Genomic DNA, 12,317 nt, shown 5'->3' on the forward strand with positions numbered 1-12,317 from the left:
ATATTGCCGGATGGTGGCTAATGCCCCATCCGGCTCGTGACTTACACCTCGTAATCCATCTCTTCTTCACTGTGTAGCGGTATCAGCTGGACCTTTTGCACGCGATGATTTTCCACCTGCAGGGTTTTTAGCCGATAGTCGCCAACCTGGACTTCCTCCCCGGTTTTCGGGATGCGCTGCAAATACTCCATTAACAGTCCGGCAATGGTGTGATACTCACGCTTATCGTCTAACGGGATAGGCACGTACTGCACCAGGTCTTCCAGTGGCATATGTCCGTTAGCGGTCCACGAACCATCGGCGTTTTTCTGAATATCATGGCGGGCGTCGATTTCCTCTACCTCGTTTGGCAGATTGCCGGCGATGGTTTCCATCACATCACTCAGCGTCACAATCCCTTCGACGGAACCAAATTCATCGGCTACAAACGCGAAATGCGTCCGGGCATTACGGAACTGCTCAAGCGCCGGAAGCAGCGGCAAGGTCTCCGGGAACACCAGCGGCTGGCGAATCAAGACGCGCAGGTCGAGCGGTTCGCCGCGCAGAGACTGTTGCAGTAAATCGATGACATGCACCACGCCCAACAGTTCCTCCTGCTCGTCTTCGCCAGTGACCACCAGACGCGTATGCTGGTTTTTTTCCAGTAAGGCGCGGATTTCTGCTTCGGGCGCATTGAGGTCGATATGTTCAATATCATGGCGCGAGGTCATGATACTGCTGACGGTACGCTGATTGAAGTTCAGCACACGTTCAATCATCCGCCGCTCCTGAGGCGCAAAAATCTGACCTTCATGATGATCCGCCAACATCGCCGCGGTTTCGGCATCCAGTTCAGCATCTTCTTTTTGCCCGCTCAGCAGCCGCATTACCGCCTCGGCGGTGCGCTGGCGCAGAGTATGGTTGGCTGAGAGGAAGCGACGACGGTTAAAGATAGCCAACTGGTTCAATGCTTCGATCATGACCGAGAAGCCGATGGCCGCGTACAGGTAACCTTTCGGGATATGGAAACCAAACCCTTCGGCCACCAGACTGAAACCAATCATCAGCAGGAAGCTCAGACAAAGAATAACAATAGTTGGATGGCTATTAACAAAGCGCGTCAGCGACTTGCTGGCCAGCAACATCAGGCTGATGGCAATAATGACTGCCGCCATCATCACCGCCAGGTGATCGACCATGCCAACAGCGGTAATGACGGAATCCAGAGAGAAGATGGCGTCCAGCACCACGATCTGCGCGACCACACCCCAGAACTTAGCGCCTTTACGCTGGGTGGGGTTATCGCTGTCTTTCCCTTCCAGCCGTTCGTTGAGCTCCATAGTGGCTTTAAACAGCAGGAAGAAACCACCGAACAGCATGATCAGATCGCGGGCGCTGAAGCTGAGATCGCGAATGCTGAACAGCGGCGTGGTCAGCGTTACCAGCCAGGATATTGATGCCAGCAGCAGCAGGCGCATAACCATCGCCAGCAATAGCCCGGTAATACGCGCCTTATCCCGCTGGGCAGGAGGTAGTTTCTCCGCGAGGATGGCAATAAAAACAAGATTATCAATGCCAAGAACAAGTTCGATCACGATTAACGTGACCAGTCCGGCCCAGATTGACGGATCGGCAATCCATTCCATAGTAAATGCTATACCCATAGTTGTATGACAATTGTCACAATTCGATCATGGGTAAAACTGGCGAAAAATGCAATGGCGAGAAGGGATTTCTCTGTCGGTTATATCAGAACTGATGCAGGATAATAGCCTTAATGTAACTACAGGAAATGATTTTATTAATCTAAACATATTTAGGAAATATCGCAGGTGGGATATTTTTATATCAATATTGTCAATATCAATAAAATCCTAAAAATATATAAATCCGACGCTTAATATTAATCTTAAAAGCCAGGTATCGGCGGTTTGTTATCTTGCCTGATATTCGCATAGCTGCAACAATTCTTGCGGTAATAATCAAAAGATAAATATTTCCTCATCAATCAGTGGCGCCATTCCCGATGCGTTAACGCTGTAAATGTGATGAAAATAAAGGAGAAGATAAAAATTTAAATTAATCAGTGCATTGGTAGCTAGTGAAGCCAGGGGCGGTAGCGTGTCTGGTCGCCTGAAACAAGCCTAAATTATTCTGTCAAGAGACCGCAGATGAATTCATTTTTTTTAGGACTGATGCCAGTTAAATTTCATTTCAATTAACGGCAAGGTAAATACGTACAGGCGAAGTCGCTATTTAGATTGCATGTGATAAATACTCTGCCAAAGTGATAAATAATCAATGATGAAATCCAAACTTAAATTGATGCCAGTATTGGTATCGGTGATCTTGATAAACGGTTGTACCGTGCTTCCGGGCAGCAATATGTCTACGATGGGCAAAGATGTGATTAAACAGCATGACGCTGATTTTGATATCGATCGCATGGTGAATGTTTATCCACTCACGCCACGGCTGGTCGAACAATTACGTCCTCGACCAAATGTTGCCCAGCCAAATATGTCGCTGGACCAGGAGATTTCCGGATATCAGTACCGGGTCGGCCCGGGGGATGTCCTGAATGTGACCGTCTGGGACCATCCCGAACTCACCACGCCGGCCGGGCAGTACCGTAGCTCAAGCGATACCGGCAACTGGGTGCAGCCTGATGGCACCATGTTTTACCCCTACATCGGCAAAGTCAGCGTGGTAGGGAAAACGTTGGCAGAGATTCGTAGTGATATTACCGGGCGCTTAGCGAAGTACATTGCTGACCCGCAGGTGGACGTTAATATCGCCGCTTTCCGCTCGCAGAAGGCCTATGTCTCCGGGCAGGTGAACAAATCCGGCCAGCAGGCTATCACCAACGTGCCGCTTACCGTTCTCGATGCCATTAACGCCGCTGGCGGTCTCACCGAGGCAGCAGACTGGCGCAACGTTGTGCTGACTCATAAAGGGCAGGAGCAACGCATTTCACTGCAAGCGCTGATGCAAAATGGCGACCTGAGCCAGAACCGTCTGCTCTATCCTGGCGACATTCTGTTTGTTCCGCGTAATGACGATCTGAAAGTCTTCGTAATGGGGGAAGTGAAAAAACAGAGCACCCTCAAAATGGACTTCAGCGGCATGACGCTTACCGAAGCGCTGGGCAATGCCGAAGGTATTGACCTGACCACCTCCAATGCCAGCGGCATTTTCGTTATTCGACCATTGAAAGGTGAGGGCGGGAACAACGGCAAGATCGCCAATATCTATCAGCTTGATATGTCCGATGCGACGTCGCTGGTGATGGCAACATCATTCCGACTCCAGCCATACGATGTGGTGTACGTCACTACCGCACCGGTTGCTCGCTGGAACCGTTTGATCAATCAGTTGCTGCCGACTATTAGCGGTGTTCGCTATATGACGGACACGGCCAGCGACCTTCACAACTGGTAATCATCATGTTTAACAAAATCTTAGTTGTCTGTGTGGGGAACATTTGTCGTTCCCCGACGGCAGAGCGCTTATTAAGGCAATTTCATCCGGCGTTAACGGTCTCTTCAGCCGGTCTTGGGGCGCTGGTGGGGAAAGGCGCGGATCCCTGTGCTATTAGCGTGGCGCAGGCGCACAACCTGTCACTGGATAATCATTGTGCCCGGCAGATCTCGGGACGAATGTGCCGGGAGTATGACCTGATCCTGACCATGGAAAAGCGCCATATCTCTGCCTTGTGTGAAATGGTGCCGGAGATGCGCGGCAAAGTGATGCTTTTTGGGCACTGGGACAGCGAGCGCGAAATTCCCGATCCGTATCGTAAAAGCCGTGATGCGTTTGACGCGGTGTACGCATTACTTGAACGGTCTGCCCGCCAATGGGCTCAGGCACTGAACGCAGAGCAGGGAAAACAATGACAGAAAAAGTTAAACAGTCTGCTGCGCCGGTAACGGGCAATGATGAAATCGATATTGGTCGTCTGGTCGCAACGGTAGTGGAAGCCCGCTGGTGGGTTCTTGGCATTACCGCGGGCTTTGCATTGTGTGCCGCGGTCTACACGCTGTTCGCCACACCCATCTACAGTGCGGACGCGCTGGTGCAAATTGAGCAAAATACCGGAAATTCACTGGTGCAGGATATTGGCTCAGCGTTGTCGAACAAACCGCCGGCCTCGGAAGCGGAAATTCAGCTCATCCAGTCGCGTCTGGTATTAGGGAAAACGGTAGACGATCTTAACCTCGATATCGCCGTTACCAAAGATACATTCCCTATTTTTGGCGCGGGCTGGGACCGGCTGATGGGCCGCCAGAACGAAACGGTTAATGTGACCACCTTCACGTTGCCAAAGGCAATGAATGAACAGACCTTCACGCTCAATGTGCTGAATGACAAAAGCTATCAACTGGTGAGTGACGGGGGTTTTAGCGCCCGGGGGCAAGTCGGCAAAGTGTTGGAACACGATGGCGTGACGATGTTGGTTGAGGCGATTCATGCCAGCCCGGAGAGCCAATTTACCGTCAGCAAATTCTCCACGCTGGGCATGATAAACACCCTGCAAAATAATCTGATGGTGGCGGAAACAGGCAAAGACACCGGCGTATTGAGCCTGACCTTTACCGGCGAAGACCGCGAGCAAATCCGCCAGATCCTCGACAGTATTACCCGCAACTATCTGCAACAAAACGTGGAACGTAAATCTGAAGAGGCCGCCAAAAGTCTGGCGTTTCTGGCAAAGCAACTGCCTGAGGTGCGTAATCGGCTGGACGTTGCTGAAAACAAGCTGAACGCCTTTCGTCAGGATAAAGACTCCGTGGATTTGCCGCTGGAAGCCAAAGCGGTGCTGGATTCGATGGTGAATATCGATGCGCAGTTGAATGAACTGACCTTCAAAGAAGCGGAGATTTCCAAGCTGTTCACCAAAGCGCATCCGGCGTACCGCACGCTGCTGGAAAAACGCCAGGCGCTGGAAGATGAGAAAAGTAAGCTGAACGGGCGCGTAACGGCGATGCCGAAAACGCAGCAGGAAATTGTTCGTCTGACGCGTGATGTGGAGTCCGGTCAGCAGGTCTATATGCAGTTGCTGAACAAGCAACAGGAACTGAAGATTACCGAGGCCAGTACGGTTGGCGATGTGCGCATTGTCGATCCCGCGATTGCCCAGCCTGGCGTGCTGAAGCCGAAAACGGCGCTGATTATTCTCGGCAGTATCATTCTTGGTTTGATGCTTTCTGTGGTGGGCGTACTGCTGCGTTCTCTGTTTAATCGCGGTATTGAAAGCCCCCAGGCGCTGGAAGAGCATAGTATCAGCGTGTATGCCAGTATTCCGCTATCTGAATGGCAAAAAGCGCGTGATAACGTTCAGACCATTAAAGGTGTGAAACGCTACAAGCAAAGCCAGCTGTTGGCCGTGGGGAATCCAACGGATCTCGCCATAGAAGCGGTCCGCAGCCTGCGTACCAGTCTGCACTTTGCCATGATGCAGGCGCGTAACAACGTATTGATGCTGACCGGCGTCAGCCCATCGATTGGTAAAACGTTTGTCTGCGCCAACCTGGCGGCAGTCATCAGCCAGACCAACAAACGCGTGCTGTTGATCGATTGCGACATGCGCAAAGGCTATACCCACGAACTGCTGGGGACCAATAACGTCAACGGCCTGTCTGAGATCCTGATTGGTAAGGGGGATATCTCATCCAGCGCCAAACCGACATCGATTCCGCATTTTGATCTGATCCCTCGCGGTCAAGTCCCTCCCAATCCTTCCGAGCTGTTGATGAGCGAGCGTTTCGGCGAACTGATTGCCTGGGCCAGCTCGCACTATGACCTGGTGCTGATTGACACCCCACCAATTCTGGCGGTGACCGACGCGGCGATTGTTGGCCGTCATGTCGGCACCACGCTGATGGTGGCGCGTTATGCGGTCAACACGCTGAAAGAGGTGGAAACCAGCCTGAGTCGCTTCGAGCAAAATGGCATCCAAGTGAAAGGGGTGATCCTCAACTCGATCTTCCGTCGTGCCAGCGGGTATCAGGATTACGGCTACTACGAATACGAATACACGTCGGATGCGAAATAAATCACCAACCCTGCCGGATGCGGCGAAAACGCCTTATCCGGCCTACAAAAGCGTATCTATCCGGAAACGAAAATGACGACAGAAAACCCGCTAATTTCAATTTATATGCCAACCTGGAACCGCCAGCAGCTGGCCATTCGGGCGATTAAATCGGTGTTGCGCCAGGACTATCCTCACTGGGAGATGATCATTGTGGATGATTGCTCTTCCTCATATGAGCAGTTGCAGCAGTTTGTTGAGGAACTCAACGATCCGCGCGTGTCGTATACGCATAATTCCACCAACTCCGGGGCCTGCGCGGTGCGTAATCAGGCCATTATGCAGGCCAACGGGCAATACATTACGGGGATTGATGATGATGATGAATGGACGCCGAACCGCCTGAGCGTGTTCCTGCAGTACCGGCATCAACTGGTCACACGGGCGTTTCTGTATGCCAATGACTATGTCTGTGAGGGCGAAGTGTATTCGCAGCCGACCAGTCTGCCGCTCTATCCGAAGTCCGTATATTCACGCCGCAGGTTTTATAAACGCAACATCATTGGTAATCAGGTATTTACCTGGGCATGGCGGTTTAAAGCATGCCTGTTCGATACCACGCTGAAAGCGGCGCAGGATTACGACATCTTCCTGCGCATGGTGGTGGCGTATGGCAAACCGTGGAAGGTCAAAGAGGCGACGCAGATCCTGCATGTGAATCACGGCGAGATGCGTATTACCTCATCGCCGAATAAATTCTCCGGTTACTTTCAGTTTTACCGCAAGCACAAAGGCAAATTTGACCGGGCCAGCAAGAAATATCAGCTGTTTACCCTCTATCAGATCCGCAACAAACGGATGAACTGGCGCACGCTGCTGACGCTGCTTTCTGTTCGTAACAGTAAGCGTCTGGCCGACGGACTGCGAGGACGCTAATTATGCTAATTATGCTGGAAGATTTACGCGCGAACGGCTGGAGTCTGCGCCCCTGCTGCATGGTGGCGGCCTATCGGATTGCCCATTTTTGCTCCGTCTGGCGTAAAAAAAACATCATAAACAACCTGTGGGCTGCCCCGGTGCTGGTGATGTATCGCCTTATCACTGAATGCCTGTTTGGCTATGAAATTCAGGCCGCAGCATCTATCGGCCGCCGTTTCACCATCCATCATGGCTATGGCGTAGTGATCAATAAACACGTGGTGGCAGGGGACGATTTTACCCTACGCCACGGCGTCACTATCGGCAATCTTGGTGCCAACGATCCATCTTGTCCGGTCATCGGTAACGGCGTTGAGTTGGGGGCCAATGTCACTCTGCTCGGCGACGTTGCTATTGGCGATAACGTGACGATTGGCGCCGGGAGCGTTGTGGTGGATAGCGTTCCGGAGAATACGCTGGTGGTGGGCGAGAAGGCACGGGTGAAGGTAATAAAATGAAGATATTACAGTTTAATGTGCGACTCGCAGAAGGTGGGGCGGCAGGCGTGGCGTTAGATTTGCATCTTCGCGCGCTGGAGAAAGGGTTGTCGTCGCGATTTGTCTATGGCTATGGCAAAGGTGGTAAAAAAAGCGCCAGTCATGCGAATTACCCGCAGGTTATCAAATATACGCCGCGCCTGACGTCGGCGGCGAACATTGCGCTGTTTCGTTTCGCGAACCGCGACATGTTTGGCAATCTCAACAAGTTATACCGTGAAGTTACCCGCACCAGCGGCCCACTGGTACTGCATTTTCATGTGTTGCACAGCTACTGGTTGAACCTGGAAGAGGTGGTGGCCTTTTGTCAAAAAGTGAAGGCGCATAAACCGGATATCACCTTCGTCTGGACCCTGCACGATCACTGGAGCGTGACCGGGCGCTGTGCCTTTACCGATGGCTGCGAAGGCTGGAGAACGGGCTGTCAGAAATGCCCAACGCTCAGCAACTATCCGCCGGTAAAAGTCGATAAAGCCCATCAGCAGTTGCCCGGTAAGCGGCAGATGTTCCGTGCCATGCTGGCGCTGGGCTGCCAGTTTATCTCGCCCAGTCAACATGTGGCCGACGCATTCAACAGCCTGTATGGCGTGGGATGCTGCCGCGTTATCAATAATGGCATTGATGTGGCAACCGAAGCCATTCTTGCCGAACTACCCGCGATGCCTGCGGAGAGCGGTCGGCCGAAAATTGCCGTGGTGGCTCATGACCTGCGCTATGACGGCAAAACCAGTCAACAACTGGTGCGAGCGATTAGCGCGCTTGGGGACAAAATTGAGCTGCATACCTTCGGCAAATTTTCGCCATTTGCGGGAGATAACGTCATCAACCACGGTTTTGAGAGCGATAAGCGCACGTTGATGAGTGCGCTTAACCAGATGGATGGACTGGTGTTCAGCTCCCGTGTCGATAACTACCCGCTGATTCTGTGCGAAGCGCTTTCCATCGGCGTACCGGTAATTGCCACGCACAGCGATGCCGCGCAGGAAGTGCTGGCTAAATCAGGCGGCAAAACGTTCAGCGAAGCGGACGTATTGCATCTGGTGCAGCTGAAAAAATCAGACATTGCGCAGGCGGTATTTGACACGTCCCTTACCGCGTTCAGTCAGCGCAGTCGGGTGGCATACAGTGGGCAACAGATGCTGGAGGAATATGTCTCGTTCTATCAGAATCTGTAGCTATCTGGTGCTACCGCTGCTTTATCTGCTGGTTAACGTCAAACTTGCCCAGCTTGGCGAGAGCTTCCCGATAACTATCGTCACCTTCTTGCCCGTTCTGCTGTTGCTGTTTGTCGAGCGCATCAATATCAAAAAATTAATGATTGCGCTGGGGGTGGGGGGCGGGCTGACGGCGTTTAACTACCTGTTCGGTCAATCACTGGATGCCAGTAAGTACGTAACGTCAGCGATGCTGTTTGTTTATACCGTGGTGATTATTGGCATGGTGTGGAGTATTCGCTTCAAAACCATTTCACCGCATAACTACATTAAGATTTTGCGTTTTTTCTGGCTGGTGGTGGGGCTGGTGGTGGGGTTAGCTGCGGTTGAAATGGCACAGATAATTCTCAGCGGCGGCAGCAGTTTAATGGAAGTTATTTCGAAATATCTTATTTACAGTAACAGCTATGTTCTGAACTTTATTAAGTTTGGTGGGAAACGTACCACTGCGCTCTATTTCGAACCGGCATTCTTCGCTCTGGCGTTAATCTCAATTTGGCTCAGCATCAAACAGTTTGGTATCAAAACACCTAAGTCCGATGCTATGATTCTGGCAGGGATAATATTATCAGGATCGTTTTCAGGGGTGATGACGTTTATTTTGTTTTATCTCCTGGAGTGGGCGTTCCAGTACCTGAATAAGGATGCGATAAAAAAGAAGCTACCGCTGGCGATAATCTCATTAAGCGTGTTTTTAGTTGGGGTGATATTTGCTTTTCCGTACATCGCAACGCGGCTTGGTGATTTAGGAACTGAAGGTTCGTCATCGTATTATCGTATCGTAGGACCATTGGTGATGGTCGGTTATTCATTACTGAATGTTGATGGCGTAGTGAGATTTGGCTCACTTTATGAATACGTTGCGTCATTCGGAATTTTTAACGGTGCAGATGTCGGTAAAACAATAGACAATGGTTTGTATCTGCTGATTATTTATTTTTCATGGTTCGCGGTGATATTAGCCCTGTGGTACATGGGGAAGGTCATGAAAATGATGATCAATGCGTTTGGCGATAATCAGAATTATCGGGTGCAGCTTTATCTTTTTACACCGTTGTCACTGTTTTTTACAGGTTCAGTATTTAGTCCGGAATACGCATTTTTAATTGTGTGTCCGTTTATATTGCGCAAGGCGCTGAATATCGCGAGGTAACTCACATGCTGCTCAGTATCATTACCGTCGCCTTTCGCAATCTGGAAGGGATCGTCAAAACTCACGCATCGCTGGCACATCTGGCGCAAGCGGGTGATATCAGTTTTGAGTGGATTGTTGTTGATGGCGGCTCCTCGGATGGTACGTCGGCGTTTCTTGAAGGGCTTAGTGGGGAACACCGGTTACGGTTTGTCAGCGAGCCGGATAACGGCATCTATGATGCGATGAACAAAGGCATCGCGATGGCGCGCGGACGGTTCGCGCTGTTCCTCAACTCCGGGGATATTTTGCATGCGGACGCGGCACATTTTATCCGCCAGCTAAAAATGCAGAGCGACCAAACCATGGTCATTGGCGATGCGTTGCTGGATTTCGGCAATGGCAACAAAATTAAGCGCCGGGCAAAACCGGGTTGGTATATTTATCACAGCCTGCCCGCCAGTCATCAGGCGATATTCTTTCCGCTCTCAGGACTGAATGTCTGGCATTATGATTTGCAATATAAAATATCGTCTGATTACGCGTTGGCAGCCCAATTATACAAGTCCGGTTACGCTTTTAAAAAGTTGAACGGGTTGGTATCGGAGTTTTCTATGGGCGGAGTGTCAACGACGAATAATCTGGAATTGTGTCGGGATGCCAAAAAAGTACAGCGCCAGATATTACACATGCCAGGTTTTTGGACCGGTTTGTCAGAGTATTTACGTCTGCGCACAACCGCTAAAACAAAAACCTTATATGGGAAAACGTAAGGGCATATTATGCAGGACTTAAGCGGATTTAAAGTGCCTGGAGGTTTTCGCGGTGGTGGTGCTATTAAAGTGCAATTATGGTGGGCGGTGCAAGCAACATTATTTCGCTGGTCACCGCAGGTCATGTATCGCTGGCGTGCGTTTTTATTACGAATGTTTGGTGCAAAAATAGGAAAAAACGTAGTCATTCGGCCTTCAGTAAAAATTACTTATCCGTGGAAATTAACCCTGGGAGATTATGCCTGGGTGGGTGACGACGCGGTTTTATATACGTTAGGTGATATTACGATTGGCGCCCATGCAGTTATTTCGCAAAAAAGTTATTTATGCACCGGGAGTCATGATTATGCCAGTCAACATTTTGATATTAACGCCACGCCGATTGTGGTTGGCGCTAAATGCTGGCTCGCGACAGATGTCTTTGTCGCGCCTGGCGTGACGATTGGCGATGGCACCGTCGTTGGAGCACGAAGCAGCGTATTTAAATCGCTGCCAGCAAATGTCATTTGTCGGGGAAATCCCGCAGTAGTCACGCGCGAACGCGTCGAGAAAGTTACTCCCTGAGGGGATCACTGAAGAGGTTATAACATGTCAAAAGTCGCTCTCATTACTGGCGTAACCGGGCAGGATGGTTCTTACCTGGCAGAACTCCTGCTGGAAAAAGGGTACGAAGTACACGGTATTAAGCGTCGCGCTTCATCATTCAACACCGAACGTGTGGACCACATCTACCAGGATCCGCATTCAGGCAATCCCAAATTTCATCTGCACTATGGTGATTTGACGGATTCATCCAACCTGACCCGTATTTTAAAAGAGGTCCAACCGGATGAGGTCTATAACCTGGGTGCCATGAGTCACGTCGCGGTGTCGTTTGACTCACCGGAATACACCGCAGACGTTGATGCGATCGGCACCTTGCGTTTGCTGGAGGCGATCCGCTTCCTTGGTCTGGAGAAAAAGACCCGTTTTTATCAGGCGTCCACCTCTGAGCTGTACGGTCTGGTACAGGAAATCCCACAGAAAGAGAGCACGCCGTTCTATCCGCGTTCACCGTATGCCGTTGCCAAGCTGTACGCCTACTGGATCACCGTCAACTACCGCGAGTCTTACGGGATGTATGCCTGTAACGGCATTCTGTTCAACCACGAATCTCCGCGCCGCGGCGAAACCTTTGTCACTCGCAAAATTACCCGGGCGATCGCCAACATCGCTCAGGGGCTGGAGTCTTGCCTGTACCTGGGCAACATGGATTCACTGCGCGACTGGGGGCATGCCAAAGATTACGTCAGGATGCAGTGGATGATGCTGCAGCAGGATAAGCCGGAAGATTTCGTGATTGCCACCGGCGTGCAGTATTCCGTGCGCCAGTTCGTGGAAATGGCGGCCGCTCAGTTGGGGATTAAATTGCGCTTTGAAGGCGAGGGCGTGAATGAGAAAGGCATCGTGGTTTCTGTGACCGGACACGATGCGCCGGGGGTGAAACCCGGGGATGTCATGATTGCCGTTGACCCGCGCTACTTCCGTCCGGCTGAGGTGGAAACGCTGCTGGGCGATCCGGCCAAAGCACATGAAAAACTGGGCTGGAAACCGGAAATCACGCTGCGCCAGATGATCTCGGAAATGGTTGCCAACGATCTTGATGCGGCGAAGAAACATTCCCTGCTCAAGTCGCACGGTTACGAGGTCGCTATCGCGCTGGAGTACTGA

Annotated in this window: 11 protein-coding genes; 10 read left to right on the plus strand and 1 reads right to left on the minus strand. The window is 51.2% G+C overall.

Annotation, left to right across the window (positions count from 1 at the left end; translation table 11 throughout):
* Positions 1 to 41: 41 nt before the first annotated feature.
* Entirely contained in the window at positions 42 to 1,625 is a 1,584-nt protein-coding gene (locus SK38_RS02530; RefSeq protein ID WP_032943936.1) for a TerC family protein, read from the minus strand.
* 655 nt (positions 1,626 to 2,280) lie between these two features.
* On the opposite strand from SK38_RS02530, the gene SK38_RS02535 reads away from it, so the two are divergent.
* The 10 genes from SK38_RS02535 (at position 2,281) to gmd (ending at position 12,317) form a co-directional block, all read left to right on the plus strand.
* A complete protein-coding gene (locus SK38_RS02535; protein ID WP_048235015.1) occupies positions 2,281 to 3,420 on the plus strand; it encodes a polysaccharide export protein in 1,140 nt (379 codons plus the stop codon).
* Between the two features lie 5 nt (positions 3,421 to 3,425).
* On the plus strand, positions 3,426 to 3,875 hold the full coding sequence (gene wzb, locus SK38_RS02540; RefSeq protein WP_032949610.1) for a low molecular weight protein-tyrosine-phosphatase Wzb: 450 nt from the start codon (positions 3,426 to 3,428) through the stop codon (positions 3,873 to 3,875).
* The gene (gene wzc, locus SK38_RS02545) at positions 3,872 to 6,034 is read left to right on the plus strand and encodes a tyrosine-protein kinase Wzc (RefSeq protein ID WP_048235017.1); all 2,163 of its coding nucleotides are present in this window, start codon (positions 3,872 to 3,874) and stop codon (positions 6,032 to 6,034) included. The genes wzb and wzc overlap by 4 nt, the downstream gene beginning before the upstream one ends.
* Before the next feature lie 72 nt (positions 6,035 to 6,106).
* Complete coding sequence (wcaA, locus tag SK38_RS02550) at positions 6,107 to 6,949, plus strand: colanic acid biosynthesis glycosyltransferase WcaA (RefSeq protein WP_000206145.1); 843 nt, start codon at positions 6,107 to 6,109, stop codon at positions 6,947 to 6,949.
* An 11-nt stretch (positions 6,950 to 6,960) separates the two neighbouring features.
* Positions 6,961 to 7,449 (plus strand): colanic acid biosynthesis acetyltransferase WcaB, encoded by a 489-nt coding sequence (wcaB, locus tag SK38_RS02555; protein WP_048236396.1) that lies wholly within the window; start codon positions 6,961 to 6,963, stop codon positions 7,447 to 7,449.
* Positions 7,446 to 8,663, plus strand: a complete 1,218-nt coding sequence (gene wcaC / locus SK38_RS02560) for a colanic acid biosynthesis glycosyltransferase WcaC (protein ID WP_048235018.1) — start codon at positions 7,446 to 7,448, stop codon at positions 8,661 to 8,663. Before wcaB ends, wcaC begins: the two co-directional genes overlap by 4 nt.
* Positions 8,638 to 9,855 carry a colanic acid polymerase WcaD gene (gene wcaD, locus SK38_RS02565; protein WP_020996654.1) on the plus strand — a complete coding sequence of 406 codons (1,218 nt, stop codon included), beginning with the start codon at positions 8,638 to 8,640 and terminating at the stop codon, positions 9,853 to 9,855. The genes wcaC and wcaD overlap by 26 nt, the downstream gene beginning before the upstream one ends.
* Before the next feature lie 5 nt (positions 9,856 to 9,860).
* Positions 9,861 to 10,607: a colanic acid biosynthesis glycosyltransferase WcaE gene (wcaE, locus tag SK38_RS02570; protein WP_048235020.1), complete on the plus strand. Its 747-nt coding sequence runs from the start codon at positions 9,861 to 9,863 to the stop codon at positions 10,605 to 10,607.
* Between the two features lie 9 nt (positions 10,608 to 10,616).
* The gene (gene wcaF, locus SK38_RS02575) at positions 10,617 to 11,171 is read left to right on the plus strand and encodes a colanic acid biosynthesis acetyltransferase WcaF (RefSeq protein WP_048235022.1); all 555 of its coding nucleotides are present in this window, start codon (positions 10,617 to 10,619) and stop codon (positions 11,169 to 11,171) included.
* 24 nt (positions 11,172 to 11,195) lie between these two features.
* A complete protein-coding gene (gmd, locus tag SK38_RS02580; protein ID WP_048235024.1) occupies positions 11,196 to 12,317 on the plus strand; it encodes a GDP-mannose 4,6-dehydratase in 1,122 nt (373 codons plus the stop codon).

The sequence above is a fragment of the Citrobacter sp. MGH110 genome (assembly GCF_001037515.1).
Taxonomy (GTDB): domain Bacteria; phylum Pseudomonadota; class Gammaproteobacteria; order Enterobacterales; family Enterobacteriaceae; genus Citrobacter; species Citrobacter portucalensis.